Source organism: Promicromonospora soli (assembly GCF_014653785.1).
Taxonomy (GTDB): domain Bacteria; phylum Actinomycetota; class Actinomycetes; order Actinomycetales; family Cellulomonadaceae; genus Promicromonospora; species Promicromonospora soli.
Map to the genome: position 1 here is coordinate 311511 of NZ_BNAS01000004.1, position 18135 is coordinate 329645.

Annotated in this window: 13 protein-coding genes; 4 read left to right on the plus strand and 9 right to left on the minus strand. The window is 71.1% G+C overall.

Annotated elements, in window-relative coordinates:
* The first annotated feature begins 51 nt into the window (after positions 1 to 51).
* On the plus strand, positions 52 to 1884 hold the full coding sequence (locus IE250_RS14545) for an AMP-dependent synthetase/ligase (protein ID WP_189669993.1): 1833 nt from the start codon (positions 52 to 54) through the stop codon (positions 1882 to 1884).
* A 34-nt stretch (positions 1885 to 1918) separates the two neighbouring features.
* Here the strand turns inward: IE250_RS14545 and clpX are convergent, their stop codons facing one another.
* The 7 genes from clpX to IE250_RS14580 form a co-directional block, all read right to left on the minus strand.
* Entirely contained in the window at positions 1919 to 3208 is a 1290-nt protein-coding gene (gene clpX, locus IE250_RS14550) for an ATP-dependent Clp protease ATP-binding subunit ClpX (RefSeq protein WP_189669994.1), read from the minus strand.
* A gap of 287 nt (positions 3209 to 3495) precedes the next feature.
* Positions 3496 to 4227, minus strand: a complete 732-nt coding sequence (locus IE250_RS14555; protein WP_308434139.1) for an ATP-dependent Clp protease proteolytic subunit — start codon at positions 4225 to 4227, stop codon at positions 3496 to 3498.
* 42 nt (positions 4228 to 4269) lie between these two features.
* The gene (locus tag IE250_RS14560) at positions 4270 to 4908 is read right to left on the minus strand and encodes an ATP-dependent Clp protease proteolytic subunit (RefSeq protein WP_373301693.1); all 639 of its coding nucleotides are present in this window, start codon (positions 4906 to 4908) and stop codon (positions 4270 to 4272) included.
* Between the two features lie 231 nt (positions 4909 to 5139).
* On the minus strand, positions 5140 to 6513 hold the full coding sequence (gene tig / locus IE250_RS14565) for a trigger factor (RefSeq protein WP_189669995.1): 1374 nt from the start codon (positions 6511 to 6513) through the stop codon (positions 5140 to 5142).
* Between the two features lie 260 nt (positions 6514 to 6773).
* Positions 6774 to 7889: a flavin-containing monooxygenase gene (locus IE250_RS14570; RefSeq protein ID WP_189669996.1), complete on the minus strand. Its 1116-nt coding sequence runs from the start codon at positions 7887 to 7889 to the stop codon at positions 6774 to 6776.
* A 256-nt stretch (positions 7890 to 8145) separates the two neighbouring features.
* A complete protein-coding gene (locus IE250_RS14575) occupies positions 8146 to 8865 on the minus strand; it encodes an alpha/beta hydrolase (protein WP_189669997.1) in 720 nt (239 codons plus the stop codon).
* 135 nt (positions 8866 to 9000) lie between these two features.
* Positions 9001 to 11250: an ATP-binding protein gene (locus IE250_RS14580; RefSeq protein WP_189669998.1), complete on the minus strand. Its 2250-nt coding sequence runs from the start codon at positions 11248 to 11250 to the stop codon at positions 9001 to 9003.
* A gap of 261 nt (positions 11251 to 11511) precedes the next feature.
* On the opposite strand from IE250_RS14580, the gene IE250_RS14585 reads away from it, so the two are divergent.
* The 3 genes from IE250_RS14585 (at position 11512) to IE250_RS14595 (ending at position 15811) form a co-directional block, all read left to right on the plus strand.
* Positions 11512 to 11808, plus strand: coding sequence for an antibiotic biosynthesis monooxygenase (locus IE250_RS14585; RefSeq protein WP_189669999.1), 297 nt, complete (start codon positions 11512 to 11514; stop codon positions 11806 to 11808).
* A 110-nt stretch (positions 11809 to 11918) separates the two neighbouring features.
* The gene (gene cofG / locus IE250_RS14590) at positions 11919 to 14333 is read left to right on the plus strand and encodes a 7,8-didemethyl-8-hydroxy-5-deazariboflavin synthase CofG (RefSeq protein ID WP_189670000.1); all 2415 of its coding nucleotides are present in this window, start codon (positions 11919 to 11921) and stop codon (positions 14331 to 14333) included.
* A gap of 23 nt (positions 14334 to 14356) precedes the next feature.
* Positions 14357 to 15811: a flavin-containing monooxygenase gene (locus IE250_RS14595; RefSeq protein WP_189670001.1), complete on the plus strand. Its 1455-nt coding sequence runs from the start codon at positions 14357 to 14359 to the stop codon at positions 15809 to 15811.
* A gap of 312 nt (positions 15812 to 16123) precedes the next feature.
* On the opposite strand, the gene IE250_RS14600 is transcribed toward IE250_RS14595, so the two are convergent.
* Both IE250_RS14600 and IE250_RS14605 read right to left on the minus strand, forming a co-directional pair.
* The gene (locus IE250_RS14600) at positions 16124 to 16774 is read right to left on the minus strand and encodes a response regulator (protein WP_189670002.1); all 651 of its coding nucleotides are present in this window, start codon (positions 16772 to 16774) and stop codon (positions 16124 to 16126) included.
* Positions 16771 to 18135 (minus strand): sensor histidine kinase, encoded by a 1365-nt coding sequence (locus tag IE250_RS14605; protein WP_189670003.1) that lies wholly within the window; start codon positions 18133 to 18135, stop codon positions 16771 to 16773. Before IE250_RS14605 ends, IE250_RS14600 begins: the two co-directional genes overlap by 4 nt.

An 18135-nucleotide genomic window follows, 5' to 3' on the forward strand; every position in this document is an offset into this window, starting at 1 on the left:
AGGCCCGGAACTGTGGCTTCACCTGTTCAAGACTTCAACGGAGAGCAGCACATGACACTCGCCTCGTCGCCGGCCTTGGTGGAGGTGCCCGAGGGCACCAGCATCAACACGATCCTCGCGGACCGGGTGGCCCGCTCCGGGAACGAGGCACTCATCGAGCGGCGTGACTCCCCCAGCGGCCCGTGGATCAAGGTGTCGGCGCGCCAGTTCGAGGACGAGGTCCTCGCTGTCGCCCGCGGCCTCGTGGCTCGTGGCATCGGTGTCGGCGACCGCGTCGCGATCATGTCGCGCACCCGGTACGAGTGGACGCTGCTCGACTTCGCCATCTGGGCCGCCGGCGCGGTGCCCGTGCCCGTCTACGAGACGTCGTCGGCCGAGCAGGTGCAGTGGATCCTGTCCGACGCCGACGTCCGCCTCATCGTCGTCGAGTCCAGCGCCCACGCCGACATCGTCACCCAGGTGCGCCCCAACCTGCCCGGGCTCGAGGACATCCTCCTCCTCGACGACGACGCCGTGCTCGGCCTGCGGAAGGCGGGCACCAACCTGTCCGCCGGCATCGTGGCCGAGCGGCGCGACGCCGTCCGGCGCGACGACCTGGCGACCATCATCTACACCTCCGGCTCCACCGGCCGTCCCAAGGGTGTCGAGCTCACGCACGGCAACTTCGCGCACCTGACGATGAACGCCGCCGTCGGGATCCCCGAGCTGCTCCAGGCCGAGAACGCCCGCACGCTCCTGTTCCTCCCGCTCGCGCACGTGTTCGCGCGCTACGTCGAGGTGGCGACGATCGCCGGCCAGGCGGTCCTGGGCCACGCCCCGGACGTCAAGAACCTCGTCGCCGACCTCGGCTCGTTCCGCCCGACCTATCTGCTGGCCGTGCCGCGGGTGTTCGAGAAGGTCTACAACAGCGCGGAGCAGCGGGCGTCGTCAGGCCTCAAGGCCAAGATCTTCGCCTGGGCCGCCCAGGTCGCGGAGGACTACTCCCGCGCCCTGGACACGCCGTCGGGCCCGGGCCGCACGCTCACGGCGAAGCACTCGATCGCCGACAAGCTGGTCTTCAGCAAGCTCAAGGCGACCATGGGCGGCCAGCTCCAGTGGGCTGTCTCGGGCGGTGCGCCGCTCGGCGAACGCCTCGGCCACTTCTTCCGCGGCTCCTGCGTCACGATCCTGGAGGGCTACGGCCTCACGGAGACCACCGCCCCGACGACGGTCAACCGCCCGGACCGACAAGTGATCGGCTCCGTGGGCCCCGCGTTCTTCGGCACGGACATCGACATCGCCGACGACGGCGAGGTGCTGCTGCGCGGCCCGCACATCTTCCGGGGCTACCGCAACGAGCCCCAGCTGACCGCCGCGGCCTTCGTCGACGGCTGGTTCCGCACCGGTGACCTGGGTCGCCTCGACGAGCACGGCCACCTGCACATCACGGGCCGCAAGAAGGAGATCATCGTGACGGCCGGCGGCAAGAACGTCGCACCGGCCGTGCTCGAGGACCGCATGCGCGCCCACGCGATCGTCAGCCAGGTCGTGGTGGTCGGCGACCAGCGGCCGTTCATCGGCGCCCTGGTCACGCTCGACGCCGAGATGCTGCCCGGCTGGTGCGCCGCGAACGGCCTGCCCAACCTGTCGGTGGACAAGGCCCGCGTGCACCCGCGCGTCCTGGCCGAGCTCGACAAGGTGGTCGCCCACGCCAACGAGGCGGTCTCCAAGGCCGAGTCGATCCGCAAGATCACGGTGCTCGACATCGACTTCACCGAGGCGAACGGCTACCTCACGCCGTCCATCAAGGTGAAGCGCGCCAAGGTGCTCGCCGACTTCGCCGACATGATCGACGCGCTGTACGGCGCCCCGGTGGCGCACACCCAGCCGGCCTCGACCTACTGACACCGACCTCGCCGGGGGTGGGACCAGTACCCGGTCAGGCGCTCTTCTCGCGCGGCTGACGGCCCCGTACCGGGCTCTTGCGCGGCACCACCGTCGGGTTCACGTTGTCGAGCACCACGGAGCGGGTGATGACCACGCGCTCGACGTCGTCGCGGCTCGGCACGTCGAACATGACCTGTTGGAGCACCTCTTCGAGGATCGCCCGCAGGCCACGCGCGCCGGTGCCGCGCAGCAGGGCCTGCTCGGCGATCGCGCCGACAGCCTCCTCGTCGAACTCGAGCTCCACGCCGTCGATCTCGAACATGCGCTTGTACTGCTTCACCAGCGCGTTCTTCGGCTCCGTGAGGATCCGGACCAGCGCATCGCGGTCGAGCGAGGAGACGGACGCGATGACGGGCAGGCGGCCGATGAACTCGGGGATCAGCCCGTACTTCTGCAGGTCCTCTGGCCGCACCTCGGCGAACAGGTCCTCGTCGAGCGCTATCGACTCCATGGGGGCGCTGAACCCGATGCCGCGCTTGCGGGACCGGGCGGCCACGATGTCGTCCAGCCCGGCGAACGCGCCCGCCACGATGAACAGCACGTTCGTCGTGTCGATCTGGATGAACTCCTGGTGCGGGTGCTTGCGCCCGCCCTGCGGCGGCACCGATGCCGTGGTGCCCTCGATGATCTTCAGGAGCGCCTGCTGCACGCCCTCGCCGGACACGTCGCGCGTGATCGACGGGTTCTCGGCCTTGCGGGCCACCTTGTCGACCTCGTCGATATAGATGATGCCCGTCTCGGCCTTCTTGACGTCGTAGTCAGCGGCCTGGATGAGCTTGAGCAGGATGTTCTCGACGTCCTCGCCCACGTAGCCGGCCTCTGTGAGGGCGGTGGCGTCAGCGATGGCGAACGGCACGTTGAGCATCTTCGCGAGCGTCTGCGCCAGATACGTCTTACCCGTGCCCGTGGGGCCGATGAGCAGGATGTTCGACTTGGCGATCTCTACGGGGTCCTGGTCGTCGGGTCCGATCGACCGTCCGGCCTCGCCCGCCTGGATCCGCTTGTAGTGGTTGTAGACGGCGACGGCCAGGGCGCGCTTGGCGGGGTCCTGGCCGATGATGTACTGCTCGAGGAATTCGAAGATCTCGCGTGGCTTGGGCAGATCCGTCAGGCCTAGCTCTGCCGCCTCACCGAGCTCTTCCTCGATGATCTCGTTGCACAGCTCGATGCACTCGTCGCAGATGTACACGCCCGGCCCGGCGATCAGCTTCTTCACCTGCTTCTGCGACTTACCGCAGAAGTTGCACTTCAGCAGTTCCGCGCCGTCACCGATTCGCGCCACTACCTGTCTCCTCGCCTTGTGCACCCTCGCGGAGTCCCGTCCGGGCCGGCTGGCCCAGCAGATCCGCGACGTCGAGCGGTCTCAGTTCCATTCCACACCACCGGTGGGCTGTTGTCAGCCGGGCGGCCCGGCGGGTCGCCCGACCGATTTTCACCAGATCATGACAATTTTGTCAGATTCTGCGTGGCGTGTCCCACAATGCCCGACGCCGGGGCTCGTCGTCCACCAGTATTGGCGGGCGCCCCGGCGTCGGGCATCGAGCGGTCTCGAAAACCTGGACCGAGCGGTCAGGGCCGCACGACCGCTACCGCCTTGCGCGATTCGAGCACCTCGTCGACCAGGCCGTAGTCCTTGGCCTCGGCGGCGGTGAGGATCTTGTCGCGCTCGATGTCGTTCCGCACCTCTTCCTCATCCTTGCCGCTGTGGAACGCGAGCGTCCTCTCGAGCCACTCGCGCATGCGGATGAGCTCGTTCGCGTGGATCTCGATGTCCGAGGCCTGCGCGTAGCCGCCGCCCTCCATCGCGGGCTGGTGGATCAGCACGCGCGAGTTCGGCAGCGCGAGGCGCTTGCCCGGCTGGCCCGCGGCCAGCAGGACCGCAGCGGCCGACGCCGCCTGGCCAAGGCACACGGTCTGGATCTGCGGCTTGATGAACTGCATGGTGTCGTACAGCGCCGTCATGGCCGTGAAGGAGCCACCCGGCGAGTTGATGTACATCATCACGTCGCGGTCCGGGTCCTGGGTCTCCAGGACCAGGAGCTGGGCCATGACGTCGTCGGCGGACGCGTCGTCGACCTGGACGCCCAGGAAGATGATGCGGTCCTCGAACAGCTTGGTGTACGGGTCCTGGCGCTTGAAGCCGTACGCGGTGCGCTCCTCGAACTGAGGAAGCACGTAGCGGGCGGACGGCATGGCGCCGGAAGAACCGTAGGCGGTGGAATACGGCAGCCCCATGCCCGAGTGGGCACGTGCGCCGGCAAGGCGCTCTGCGGCTGCGACGAACTGGGCTTCAGGACTCACGGTGGTCTCCTCGCAAAAAGGTCTGGATGCGTTTTCGGGCGGTCAGCTGGTCATACCGCCGCCGCCGGAGACCGACGTGGCGCTCTCCACGACGTGGTCGATGAAGCCGTACTCCAGCGCCTCAGGGGCCGTGAACCAGTTGTCGCGGTCGTTGTCCTTGATGATCGTCTCGAGCGGCTGCCCGGTCTGCTCGGCAGTCAGCTCGGCGAGCACCTTCTTCATGTGCATGATGAGCTGCGCGTTGATGCGCACGTCGGTCGCGGTGCCGCCGATGCCGCCCGAGGGCTGGTGCATCATCACGCGAGCGTGGGGCGTGGCGTAGCGCTTGCCCTTGGCGCCCGACGACAGCAGGAACTGCCCCATGGAGGCCGCCATGCCCATCGCGACGGTGGCGACGTCCGGCTTCACCCACTGCATGGTGTCGTAGATCGCCATGCCGGCCGTGATGGAGCCGCCGGGCGAGTTGATGTACAGCCAGATGTCCTTGTCGGGGTCCTCGGCCGCGAGAAGCATCATCTGTGCGCTGATCGCGTTGGCGTTCTCGTCGCGCACCTCCGACCCCAGCCAGATGATGCGCTCCTTGAGCAGCCGGTTGTAGATGGAGTCGTTGAGCCCGAAGCCAGCACCCTCCGTCCGCGCTACCGGCCCAGCATCCATCCGCAGCAGATCGTTCACGTCCATCTCCTCGGTTCTGACTCTCGTCTTTGGACCACGTCCTACGACGTCGTGTCGCTCGACCCTAACGTGCCTCTGCCCGCCAGAACTCCTGATTCAGCGGGCTTTTCGCCGACAGCGCACCGGTGCTGCCCACGGCGAAGTCAGGGGGTACGCAGACGGCGATCCGCACCCTCGCGCGGAGGGTGCGGACCGCCGTCGGACGTCATGCCTGAGCCCTCACGGGCCCGGCGTGTCTCAGGCCTTCGCCGGCTCCGACGTCTCGGGCTCCTCGGCCTCGCCGGCCGCCTGGGCCTGCGCCATGGCGTCGTTGAGTGCCTGCTGGGCCTCGTCGGTCTCGTCCGAGCCGATGAACTCGCTCAGGTCCACGACGTTGCCGTCGGAGTCCTTGACCTCGATCTGGCGCAGGGCGACCGCGAGGGCCTTCGAGCGCGCGACCTCGCCGACCATGGCGGGGATCTGCCCGCCCTGCTCGAGCGTCTGGATGAACTCGCTCGGCTCCATGCCGTACTGCTGCGAGGCGCTGACCAGGTACTCGACGAGCTCGCCCTGGCTCACCTGCACCTTGAGCTTCTCGGCGAGGGTGTCGAGCAGGATCTGGTTCTTGATCGCCTTGGTCGCGTCCGCGGTGACCTCGGCGCGGTGCTCGTCGTCCTGCAGGCGGCTCTCGGACTCGAGGTGACGGTGCACCTCGGCCTCGACGACGCCGGTCGGCACGGGGACCTCGACGGTCTCGAGCAGCTTCTCCATGAGCGCGTCCCGGGCGGTGACCGCCTGGTTGGAGGTCTTGATGCCGGCGACCTGGGTCTTCAGGTCGTCGGTCAGCTCCTCCAGCGTGTCGAACTCCGAGGCGAGCTGGGCGAAGTCGTCGTCCACCTCGGGCAGGTCGCGCTGCTTGACCGAGGTGGCGGTGACGGTGACGTCCGCCTCCTTGCCCTCGTGGTCGCCGCCGGCCAGCGGTGCCTTGAACGTGGTGGTCTCGCCGGCGGACAGGCCGGTCAGGGCCTCGTCGAGCCCCTCGAGCATGTTGCCGGAGCCGATCTGGTACGAGACGCCCGACACGGAGTCGACCTCCTCGTCACCGATGACGGCCTTCAGGTCGATGACGATGTAGTCGCCCTCGACGGCCGGACGGTCCACGCCCACCAGGGTGCCGAAGCGCTCGCGCAGGGCGTCCATCCGCTCCGCGACGTCCTCGTCCGTGACCGTGGTCGACTCGACGGTCAGGTCGACGTCGGAGAGCTCCGGGAGCTCGATCTCGGGGCGCACCTCGACCTCGGCCGTGAACTTCAGCTGGCCCTCGCCGGCCTTGGCCGGGACGTCCGTGACGTCGATCTCGGGCTGGGCGAGCGGACGCAGGTCGGTCTCGCCGAGCGCGTCGCGGTAGAAGCCGGAGAGGCCGTCGTTCACGGCGTGCTCGATCACGGCGCCCCAGCCGACCCGCTGGTCGATGATGCGCGGGGGGACCTTGCCCTTGCGGAAGCCGGGGATGTTCACCTGCTCCGCGATGTGCTCGTAGGCGTGATCGATGCTCGGCTTGAGCTCGTCGTAGTCCACCTCGACGGTCAGCTTGACCTTGGTGGGCTCCAAGGTCTCGACGGCGCTCTTCACTTCGATGGTCTCCAGAATGTCGGGGGTGCGCGCACGCCGGCGTACTGCGTCCCGGGTGGCGCGGGGATGCTCTGCTTCAGTTGCAGCTGCTCGCTGAACAGCGACGTACGACGGGCGCACGGGCAACCCGTCAATCGTACGCCCCTTGACCTCGGGCGCCGAATGCAAACGGGTGGCATGCCGCACAACCTTCAGCGTCGCACAACCTTCATCGTCGCATCCCAGCCGTCAGGCACCGTCCCGCTGGTGGTCCTTGTGTTCTAGCGGCCGCCGACGACGTTCCGTGCGATCCGGCGGGCGTCCGCCGCCATCTCCCGGAACATGCCGCTGATCGGGTTGGTGAAGCCCGTGAAATAGAGGCCCGGCGCAGCGGGGCGGCCGTTCGTGACGATCGGCTTTCCCTGGTCGCCGAGCACGCCAAGGTGGCCCACCACCGGTTCGAGCGCGCGACGGTAACCGGTCGCGGCGAGCACGACGTCAGGGGTCAGGCGGGCACCGTCGGACAGGACCACCTCGCCGCCGTCGAACCGCTCGATCGGGACCACCACACGGACGGTCCCGGCCTGGACGGCGGCGACCAGGCCGATGTCCTGCACGGGGATAGCGCCCTGGGCGACGCGGGTGGCCAGGCCCACCTCGGGGATCGGCAGGCCGAGGTGCGACAGGTCCGGGAAGCTGGCCTTGCGCACGGGCACGCTCAGGGCGTCGACGAGGGCGGTCGGCAGGTGGCGCACGAGCAGGCCCGTGTACTGCGCGGCCCACGGCCCCTGGTTGCGCGGGACGATGTGCGGCGCCGTCCTGATCGCGATGTGGACGCTCGCAGCGCCGTTCTCGGCGAGGTCCTGCGCGATCTCGGCTCCCGTATTCCCGGCGCCGACCACCAGCACGTTCTGGCCCACGTACGGGGCCGGGTTCCGGTATCGGCTCGCGTGCACGACCTGCCCGGGGAACGAGTCCTGGCCGGGCCAGTCCGGCACGTGCGGGGTGTGGTTGTAGCCGGTGGCGACGACGACGGCGTCGGCCGCGCGCTTGCCCTCGGCGGTGGTGACCGTCCAGGCGCCGTCGGCGCGGTCGAGGCGACTGACCTCCACACCGTGCTCGATCCGCAGGTCATGGTGTGCGGCATACGCCTCGAGATAGCGGACGACGTCGTCCCGGGCGACCCAGCGACCGAACTCGCGCGGGATCGGGAGGCCCGGAAGCTGCGAGAGGCCGCGCGTGGTGTGCAGGTGCAGGCGGTCGTAGTGGTGCCGCCAGGCATTGCCGACGTGCTCGGACTTCTCGAGGACCGTGGCGTCGACGCCCTTGGACTTCAGGGCGGCTGCTGCGGCCAAGCCGGCGGGACCGGCGCCGATGACGTACACCGTGTGAGGCATGGCTGGAGCGTACTGGTCCGGTGCCCTCTCGACGTCGCCTACGTGGCGCCGATCGGACGATCCTCCCGCAGGTCGCGGCAGGGCGTGTGGTGCCCTCTCGGCGGGTTACCAGGTGGGCTGAATTACGTTCGCCCCAGCCTGGTGTTCGTCAGCTCTGCTGGACGATTCAGCGGAGGTGAACCAGGCGGGGCCAGGCCGAATAAATTTCAGCAGACCTGGCACCCGCTTCAGGTGCTCGGCTGTCCGGGTGGAGCGTTCAGCTTGCGACGGACGAGACGGCCGTGACGCGCTCGAGCAAGTCCGCGAAGCCGGCGGGGTCCTCCTGGAACGGCGCGTGACCGTGAGGGATACGGACGATCTCGGCGCCGCTGCGCACGGCGAGCGACTCCTGGAACGCGGGCGGGAGGACGGCGTCGTTCTCGGTGAGGATGAAGGTCGCGGGCTTCACCCGCCATGCGACGCGGGAGACCTCGTCGCCGAAGGAGGCGAGCGACTGCGGTCGGAACAGATCGGCGAGCTGCTCGGATGCCTCGCGCGGAACTCCGGGGGGCATGTCCGCGGCGATCAGGTCCACGCGCTCGTCTCGGCTCCGGCCCATCGTGAGCTGACCGTCGGCGGTGCCCCACACCTCGGGGAGGGAGCCGCCCATCGAGGCGATGACGCTCTCACCGGCGTCGAGCGCGAACGCCGCGACGTACACGATGCGCTCGACCGCGGGGTGATCGCCCGCCTCGGTCACGGGCACGCCCCCGTAGGAGTGCCCGACGAGTACGACCGGTCCGCCGGCGCGATCGATCGCGGCGGTGATCGCCGCGGCATCCTGGAGCATGCCCTCGGTGCTCCCGGTCGAGGGAAGATCGAGCGCGTCGACCTCCCAGCCGCGCTCCCGCAGGATCTGCACCAGCGGTTCGAACTCCCATGGGCCAACCCAGGCGCCGTGGACGAGGATGATTCGGGGGCGGATTAGCGCAGTCATCGGAGAATCAGTGCCTTTCGGACGAGATGCACACGGGTTCGCTGTCGCGATGCCGGACGTCGCGCACCTGCTGGGTCGACGTCGGTGTCGTTCGCCCAGCGTGTCGCCGCAGGCTAGGTGGCGGTATCCGTGAGACTACGTAATCGACTCGGAGGCGAACGTCGCCTCGTACCAGGCCGCGATCTGAGCGCGCGACGAGAAACCGAGCTTGCCGAGGATGCGCTGCACGTGAGTGTCGACGGTGCGCACCGAGAGCACGAGTTCCTCGGCGATGTCACGGTTGGTCATCCCGCGACGGATGCGCATCGCCACCTCGCGCTCCCGCGCGCTGAGCCCGCCCCCGACCGTGGTCTTCGGCTCGAGGGCGAATGCGACCGCCTCGTCGGGGACGAGGTGTCCACCCGCACCGACGAGCTTGTCGTACCGCTGGGGGCCGAGCCGCCGCCGGAGCTCATCGACGCACCGATCGTGATGAGCCGCGAGCTGCGGCCCGTGGACCGTGATAGCCGAACCGATGAGCCGCCAGCGGGCGTCGGTCGCCCCCAGCAGGATCGCGGCCCGATCCGCCAGGCCGCGCTCGGCGTCGACCCAGCTGAGCACCTCGAGCATGAGGCACTCGCCGACGGGATCGTCGAAACCGCGATCGGCAACGATGGCCTCCCGCGCGAACCGTTCCGCGGTATTCAGGTCTCTTTCGACGAACGCGGCGAGACTGAGCGACCACAGGGCGTGCGAGCGCATCCAGTTCTCGTGCACGGACTCGGCGTAGGAGAGTGCGTCCCTCGCGGCACGGGCCGCCTCGGGCTCGCGGAGATGGCTCAGCGCCGTGGTGAGCTGGAATTGCGCGAGGAGGGCCTCTTCGGGATGGCCGCACCCCTGAGCGCCGCGGATCGACGCTTCGAACTCGCCGACGGCATCCCGGGGCCGGCCGGAGAACATCGCATGCGTGCCGCGCCAGCGGTGGATCTCGACACCGATCATGGCCGCGCCGTCCGCTGAGAGCGAGGCGCACGGCGTCTGGCTGTCCGCCTCGTCGAGTCGCGCCGCCGCTTCGTCGAGATCACCCTGCAGCAGGCACAGCCATGCGGCGTTGATGAGAGCCGGAACCCGATGGGTGGCGGAGCCACCCGGCAGGGCGAGCACGCGGGTCGCCCAGCCACGTCCCTCGGGGATGAACCCGCCGACCGCCCAGTGGTAGCGCAGATCGGAGAACACGGCGAGGGCCGCGTCGGTGTCGATCGCGGTAGCCACGGTGAGAGCGGACTGCAGCTCGGCCCGGTCGGCGCGCAGTCGCGCGAGGACCGTGGTCTGGCCGGGGCCGTACCAGTCCACTCGCGAACTCGCCGCGACGGCCGCGAAGTGATCGAGGTGGCGTCGGGCCAGCAACGGCGACCGCCCCTCCTCCTCGGCGCGCTCGCGCCCGTAGCCGCGGATCGTCTCGAGCATCCGGAATCGACCGGTCTCATGATCCGGCTCGACGACCGATTGCGCGACGAGCTCGTCGAGGGGATCGACGACGTCGTCGATCGTGTAACCCCCGACCGCCGCAGCGGCCTCGAGGTCGAACGGGCCGGAGAACACAGCGAGCGCGCACCAGAGCTCCCGATGGTCGGGTGCGCACAGCTCGTAGCTCCAGTCGACCACCGCCCGCAGGGTGCGTTGCCGCCCGACGGCGCTGCGGGAGCCGCCGCGAAGGAGGGTGAATCGGGAAGAGAGACCGCTCGCGAGCTCCGCGATCGAGAGGGTCCGCAGACGCGTCGCCGCGAGCTCGATCGCGAGCGGCAGCCCATCGAGGGACCGGCACAGCTCGACGGCGGCTTCCACCTCCGTCGGACCGAGCTCGAAGGCGGCGTCGGCGGCACGCGCTCTGGCCACGAGGAGCGCCACCGCCTCAGACGGCCGGTCCGAAGCGGCCTCGATCGACAGCGGGGGCACCGTGTAGACGAGTTCGCCGTCGAGCTCGAGCGGGCGACGGCTCGTCGCGAGCACGGTGAGCTGCGGGAGCGCGAGCAGAATGTCGTCCGTGAACGAGGCGGCGGCATCGATGATCTGCTCGCAGTTGTCCAGGACCAGGATCGCGGGCGTGTCGCGAAGCGCAGCGACGACCGCTTCGAGCGGATCGCGCGCCGACTGGTCCGCGAGCGGAAGGGCGCGCACCACCGCGCTCGGCACTCGTTGCGGGTCCTGCACGGACTCGAGCGGGACGAACCAGCAGTCGATGCCCTCGTGTTCGGCGTACTGGTTCGCCACGCGCATCGCGAGCCGGGTCTTGCCTGCACCGCCGACGCCCGTGAGCGTCACGAGCGAAGATGCGTCGAGGAGCGACCGGATGGTCTCCAACTCGCGATGACGGCCGACGAACGCGCTTCGCGGCTCTCTGATCATCACGACTCCAGCGTCCTCGCCCGCCACAGGCGCGGGTGCGCTCGGGCGGGTCGATTATCGCAGTGTTCCCCAGAATTATCGGCGCAAGGTTCGCCCCCGAGCGAGAGTCGGTGTCGCACAACTCAGTCCCCAGCGCGCCGCCTGGATGATCCGGGCAATGTTCACAGTTGGTGCTGTGTGTGGCCGAACCCGTTGACGCCTGACTCACCTACGGTGTCCCCGACCGCACGCCCCGCATCCCAGGCGAAAGCAGGAGGAACGATGAGCACGTCCGTGGAGCTGACCCGGTTCCGGGTGCTGCCCGAGAAGACCGACGCGATGCTTGCTGCGCGACCCGCCATGCTCGACGACTTCCGCTCGGACCGGGCCGGGTTCCTCGCGGCGCGGCTGGTGCGCCTGCCGAACGACGAGTGGCTGGACATCGTCGAGTGGCGCTCGTCCGAGGACTTCGCCGCCTCGCGCGTCAAGGGCGCGAACCTGCCCGGGATCAAGGCGTTCTTCGCGACCATCGACTCCCTCGTCAGCTCCGAGGAGGGCACCCTCGCCGACGCCGGGTGACCCGAAATGTCCCGTCGTCGGACGACGCAAAGACCCATCGCCCGATGACATAGTGTCGGCCAGTCCCCTCCGGACCATCCCGATCCGGTTCCTGCACCCGAGGTGGGCCCATGAGTGTTCCTCTGACCCTGCGCATGCCTTCACAGAGCGCTGACCAGCCGACCCCGGACCGTCCGGTCCTGGACGCGGCCCTCGACCGTCTGGAGGAAGGGGGCGGCACAGCCCCCGGCCGGGCGGATGCCGAGGTGCTGCTGCACGCCCGCGGCGCCGACCTGGACCGGCTCCTCGCCGTCGCGGGCACGATGCGCGACGCCGGTCTTCAGGAAGCCGGCCGTCCCGGCGTCATCACCTACTCCCGCAAGGTGTTCGTGCCGCTGACGCACCTGTGCCAGGACCGGTGCCACTACTGCATCTTCGTCCAGTCGCCGGGCAAGCTCGCCAAGGCCGGCATCTCGCCGTACATGGAGGCCGACGCCGTCCTGGAGGTCGCGTCGCAGGGCGCGGCGCTGGGCTGCAAGGAGGCCCTGCTCACGCTCGGCGACCGGCCGGAGAACCGCTGGCCGGTGGCCCGGCAGTGGCTCGACGACCACGGCTACGCCTCGACGCTGGACTACGTGGGCCACATGGCCCGCCTGATCCTCGACGAGACGGGGCTGCTCCCGCACCTCAACCCGGGCGTGATGTCGTGGGCGGAGCTGCAGCGGCTCAAGCCGGTCGGCCCGTCCATGGGCATGATGCTTGAGACCACCTCTTCGCGGCTGTGGACCGAGAAGGGCCAGGCGCACTTCGGCTCCCCCGACAAGGACCCGGCCCTGCGGCTGCGCGTGATCGAGGACGCCGGCCGGTCCCGCATCCCCTTCACCACCGGCGTGCTGCTCGGCATCGGCGAGAACTACGCCGAGCGCGTGGACTCGATCCTGGCGCTGCGCGACGCGCACGCCCGGCACGGCCACGTGCAGGAGGTGATCGTGCAGAACTTCCGCGCGAAGTCCGCTACGGCCATGATGGGCGCCGAGGACCTGGAGACCCAGGAGTACGCGGCGGCCGTCGCGGTGGCGCGGGTGCTGCTCGGCCCGGGGATGCGCCTGCAGGCCCCGCCCAACCTGACCGACGCCGCCGAGCTCCAGCTCCTGGTCCGCGCCGGCATCGACGACTGGGGCGGCGTCAGCCCGTTGACCCCGGACCACGTCAACCCCGAGCGGCCGTGGCCGCAGATCGAGGACCTGGCGCGGCTCACCGGCGAGGGCGGGTACACGCTGCGCGAGCGCCTCACCGCGCACCCGCACTACCTGCGCGAGGCGCGGGACGGAGCGGACTGGCTCGACGACCGGCTGCGGACGAGGGTCCTTGCCCTCGCCGACGACTACGGCCTGGCCCGCCACGACGCCCTCCTCGGCGAGTTCCCGGCCTCGGGTCCGGCCGGGGAGAACGTCTCGACGTCGGATGGGGCCGCCCCGGTGTACAACGGCCTGGTGCACCCGGGCCGCGGGACGACGTCGGGCAGGCTGGGCGGGCTGCTCGCCGACGCCGAGGCCGACCCCGCGGGCCTGGACGACGCCGCCTGGGTCGAGCTCCTGGGCGCGGACGGCGCCGACCTGGAGGAGCTCGCCGCGCTGGCGGACCAGGTGCGCCGCGACCGGACCGGCGACGCGGTGACCTACGCGGTGAACCGGAACATCGACGCGTCGCTGGGCCTGGCGCCCGAGCAGGTCGCCGAGCTGGCGGCGGAGGCCGTGGCGCTCGGCGCCACCGAGGTGTGCGCCCAGGGGGCGCCGCCGGCGGCGTCGGGCGCGGAGGGCTATCTCGCCCTGGCCCGCGCGGTGAAGCTGGGCGGGCCGGGCCTGCACCTGCACGCGTTCCGCCCGGCTGAGCTGGCCGACGGCGCCGCCCGCGCCGGACTGCCCCTGGCGGACTGGCTGCGGGAGCTGCGCGAGGCCGGCGTCGACACGGTGCCGGGCACGGGCGCGCGCATCCTGGACGACCGGATCCGGGCCCTGCTCACCGGCGGGACGGACATCCCGGCCGAGCGCTGGGTCGAGCTCGTCACCGCCGCGCACACCGCGGGCCTGCGGTCCACGGCGACGATCGTGTACGGGCACGCCGAGTCGGCGCGCGACCAGGTACGGCACCTGCGCACGCTGGCCCGCGTGCAGGATGCGACCGGCGGGTTCACGGAGCTGATCCCGATGCCGTGGCTACCGACGGAGTCGCCGGTGCCGGTGCCCGCCGCGCGCACGGCGACCCTGCGGGAGAGCCGCGCACTGCACGCGGTGGCGCGGCTGATGCTCGCGGGCCGGATCGACCACGTGCAGGCGGCGTGGACCAAGCTCGGGATGCGCGGCGCGCAGCGCGTGCTCGCGGGCGGCGCCGACGACCTGGGTGGCGTGCTGCTCGACGGCGTCCTGGACCCGAATGCCGGTCCCGAGCAGGGACGGGAGCTGTCGGTGGCGGACGTGACGCGGCTCGCCGCCGAGCTGGGCCGGCCGGTGCGGCAGCGCACCACGACGTACGAGCAGGTGGGGTGACGGCGGCGTACCCGGCCACAGACATGAGGACGGACACCGAGGTGGACGTGGCGGTGGTCGGAGCAGGGCTCGCCGGGGTAGGGCTCGCCGCCCGCCTGCGGCGCGCCGGCCGCACCGGCTTCGCGATCCTGGAGCGGGCCGACGACGTCGGCGGCACCTGGCGCGACAACGTCTACCCGGGCGTCGCGTGCGACATCCCGAGCGCCCTGTACTCGTACTCGTTCCTGCCGCAGCCCTCCTGGTCGCGAGTGTTCGCCCCGGGCGCCGAGATCCATGAGTACGTACGGGACGTCGCACGCTCCGAGGGACTGGCCCCGCACCTGCGCCTCGGCACGGAGCTCAGCGGCGCCCGGTGGGACGAGGACGCCGCTACGTGGCACCTGACGACCTCGCGCGGACCGCTCACCTCGCGAGTGCTGGTCACGGCGGTCGGCCGGCTCAGCGATCCGCGCGTGCCCGAGATCCGGGGCCTCGGCACGTTCCCGGGTCGCGTGTTCCACTCCGCCCGGTGGGACCGGGAGCTGCCCGCCGGGCTTCGGGTCGGCGTCGTGGGGACAGGCGCGAGCGCGGTGCAGCTCGTGCCCGAGGTGGCCCGGCGGGCGGCGTCCGTCGTCGTGCTGCAGCGCACCCCGCCGTGGGTGCTGCCGCGCGGTGACCGGGCGTACGCACCCGGCGAGGCCCGGCCGGACCGTGCGTCGCTGGCGGAGGAGGCCGACCGGCTCTTCGAGGCGCGCATCGCCGGCACGACGGCGGAGGCCGCGCTGCGGGAGCGCGCGGAGGCGCACCTGCACGCCCAGGTGCCGGACCCGGCGCTGCGCGCGCTGCTCACCCCGGACTACGCGGTGGGCTGCAAGCGCGCGCTGTTCAGCGACGACTGGTACCCGGCCCTGCAGCAGCCGCACGTCACGCTCGAGCCGAGCGCGCCCGTCGCGATCGAGGGGTCGACGCTGGTCGCGGCGTCGGGCGCCCGGTACGAGGTGGACGTGCTGGTGCTGGCCACAGGGTTCGAGACCACCCGCCCGCCGTTCGCGCACCTGGTGACGGGCCGCGGCGGGCAGACCCTCGCCGAGCACTGGGCGCAGGGCATGACCAGCCACGCCTCAACGGTGGTGCACGGCTTCCCGAACCTCTTCGTGCTGGACGGCCCCAATGCGGGGCTCGGCCATCATTCAGCCCTGGAGGTGATCGAGGCACAGGTCGGCTACGTGCTCGGGGCGCTCGACCACCTGGACGCGAGCGGCGGGCCGCTGGAGGTGTCCGCGGCGGCCGAGGCCGCGTACACGCGCGAGGTGGACCGGCGCGCAGCGGGGACGGTGTGGCTGCGCGGCGGGTGCCGGAGCTGGTACGTGGACGAGCGCTCGGGGCGGCTCACCCTCCTGTGGCCCGGCCGCGCGGCGGAGTACCGCGAGCGGTTCGGCGTCTTCGACCCAGCCCCGTTCGTCACCGACGGCGTGCCCGCGGGCGCCCCTCCGCGCTAGCCCCAGCCGGTCAGCGACGGCGGGCCGGGGCTGCGCGAAGCCACGGGTCGAAGCAGCCCGCAGCGAGAGGCGAGGTAGGTCCTGACGGTGGGTGCCAGGTGGGCTGAACTACGTTCGGCTGGGCGTTGGGTTTGCGGTCTGCGCTGAATAGTTCAGCACAGGCGAATTCAGCAAGGCAGATGTGAACGCATTTCAGCAGGCCCGGAAACCCGTCACCCGGGTCTACCTTGCCGCCGTGCTTCGCGCCCCGCGCCTGCCGCACGCCGCACGCCATGCCCGCCGTACGCCTGGCCGGGGCCGTTGGCCTGACGATCAGCGCTGGGCGAGGCCGTTCTGGTAGGCCCAGACCACCGTCTGCAGCCGGTCGCGCGTGCCGACCTTCGCCATCGCGCGGCCGAGGTGGGACTTCACGGTGCTGGTCTCCACGACCAGCTCCTTCGCGATCTCCGCGTTCGACAGCCCGCGGGCGAGGTGCCGCACGATCTCCGCCTCGCGGGCCGTGAGCCGCCCCCCGGCGTCCGACGCCGGTGCGGGCGGGGCTTTGCGGCGCGCGAACTCCGTGATCACCCGGTGGGTCACCGCCTGGTCGATGAGGCCGTGCCCGTCGGCGAGACGGCGGACGGCGTCGATCAGCTCCTCCGGCTCGCAGTCCTTGAGGATGAACCCGGACGCGCCCGCTTCCAGGGCGCCGAACACGTACTCGTCGAGGTCGAAGGTGGTCACGACCAGCACCGCCGGCGCCGCCTCGCCGGCCACGATCTCGCGCGTCGCGGCAAGGCCGTCACCGCCCGGCATCCGCACGTCCATGCAGACGACGTCGGGGCGGTGCCGGCGGGCGAGCTCGACCGCCGTCGGACCGTTTGCGGCCTCGGCGACCACCTCGATGTCGTCGGCCTGCTCCAGCAGGAAGCGGAACCCCGCCCGGACCACCGCCTGGTCGTCGACGAGCATGACCCTGATCATTCCTGTCCCCCTTCGAGGAGCGCCGCGGGAGCCGCGGATGTCTCGGCGTCCGAAACGGTACGCGCCGGCTCGTGGTGCAGCGGGAGCGTCAGGCGGACCCGCCATCCGCCGGACGGCGTCGCACCGGTCGTGAGCGTCGCCCCCACCAGGTGCGCCCGCTCCCCCATCCCGATCAGGCCCATGCCCTGCCGGGCCGAGTCCGCCGTGGCGGCCCCCGCGGACGGCTCGTTGACCACCTCGAGCGAGACCTCCCGCTCCCCGAACCGCACGGTCGTGCGCACCGGCGCACCGGGGGCGTGCTGGCGGGCGTTCGACAGCGACTCCTGCGCCACGCGGTAGAACGCCGCGTCCGCGATGGGGGCCAGCGCGCGCGGCGGACCCTCGCGGACCAGGTCCACGGCGTCCCCCAGGGTGCGCGCCGTCCGCACGAGCCCGTCGAGCGCGCCGAGCCCAGGGGGCGGGGCGTCGTGCGCGTCGGCGCCGGCTCCGTCGGCACCAGGGCGTTCCCGGAGCACCCCGACGATGAGACGGAGGCTGTCGAGCGTCTCCTTGCCCTGCCCGCGGATACATCTGGTCCCGGCCTTCGCGGCCTCCGGGTCGCTGTCGATCTGCCGTTCGACGGCGGCCGCCTGCACGACGAGGCCGGACAGGTGGTGCGCGGCGACGTCGTGCAGCTCGCGGGCCATACGCGACCGCTCGGCGAAGATCGCCGCCTGGGTGGTGGCGCGCTGGGTGCGGAGCAGCTCGGCCGCCCGGAGGCGGAGCAGCACGACGTACCGGCGGCGGGTCGCCACCGCCCCGCCGACCAGGGCACTGACCATATAGGTGGCGATCCCCGCCAGGACATGGTTTGCGACAGGCAGCAGCAGGCCGTTGCCCGATACGAGGGCGGTCACCGCCGCCGTCAAGGCCCCGACCGGCACGGCTGCGCCCGTGACCGCCAGGGCTCTGCGGGCGGGCAGCAGCGTGCCGATCGTGTATCCGGCGATGACCTGCGGTATGCCACCGACCGACAGGTCCGGCGGCGAGACCGCGACGACAACCACTTGGCAGGCCGCCACGAGCCCCAGGCAGAGGATCGGGCGGGTCCGGCGCAGCACCAGCGGCACCGCCTGGGCGCACGTGGCGGCCGCGAGCACCGCGCTCTGCACCGGACCGACGGTCAGGTCCTCCGCCTCCAGCACGTACTCGAAGAGCAGCACCAGCATGCCCGCCGTCAGCAGCGTGACGAAGGCGGCCAGCAGGCCGTCCCGCGCCGGCGCACCGGTCACGCCGAGGCGGGTGAGGAGCGCGTCCAGCCGGCTGGCGCGCGCCGGGACCGCGGCGTCGTCGAGCACCGTGGTGCCATCGGTCGTAGGCAT

Coding starts and splice junctions, on each gene's coding strand:
- IE250_RS14595 (WP_189670001.1), top strand. CDS start 14,357: ATGAGGACGGACACCGAGGTGGACGTGGCGGTGGTCGGAGCAGGGCTC.
- cofG (WP_189670000.1), top strand. CDS start 11,919: ATGAGTGTTCCTCTGACCCTGCGCATGCCTTCACAGAGCGCTGACCAG.
- IE250_RS14585 (WP_189669999.1), top strand. CDS start 11,512: ATGAGCACGTCCGTGGAGCTGACCCGGTTCCGGGTGCTGCCCGAGAAG.
- IE250_RS14580 (WP_189669998.1), bottom strand. CDS start 11,250: ATGATCAGAGAGCCGCGAAGCGCGTTCGTCGGCCGTCATCGCGAGTTG.
- IE250_RS14605 (WP_189670003.1), bottom strand. CDS start 18,135: ATGCCTACGACCGATGGCACCACGGTGCTCGACGACGCCGCGGTCCCG.
- IE250_RS14545 (WP_189669993.1), top strand. CDS start 52: ATGACACTCGCCTCGTCGCCGGCCTTGGTGGAGGTGCCCGAGGGCACC.
- IE250_RS14575 (WP_189669997.1), bottom strand. CDS start 8,865: ATGACTGCGCTAATCCGCCCCCGAATCATCCTCGTCCACGGCGCCTGG.
- IE250_RS14560 (WP_373301693.1), bottom strand. CDS start 4,908: ATGGACGTGAACGATCTGCTGCGGATGGATGCTGGGCCGGTAGCGCGG.
- IE250_RS14600 (WP_189670002.1), bottom strand. CDS start 16,774: ATGATCAGGGTCATGCTCGTCGACGACCAGGCGGTGGTCCGGGCGGGG.
- IE250_RS14570 (WP_189669996.1), bottom strand. CDS start 7,889: ATGCCTCACACGGTGTACGTCATCGGCGCCGGTCCCGCCGGCTTGGCC.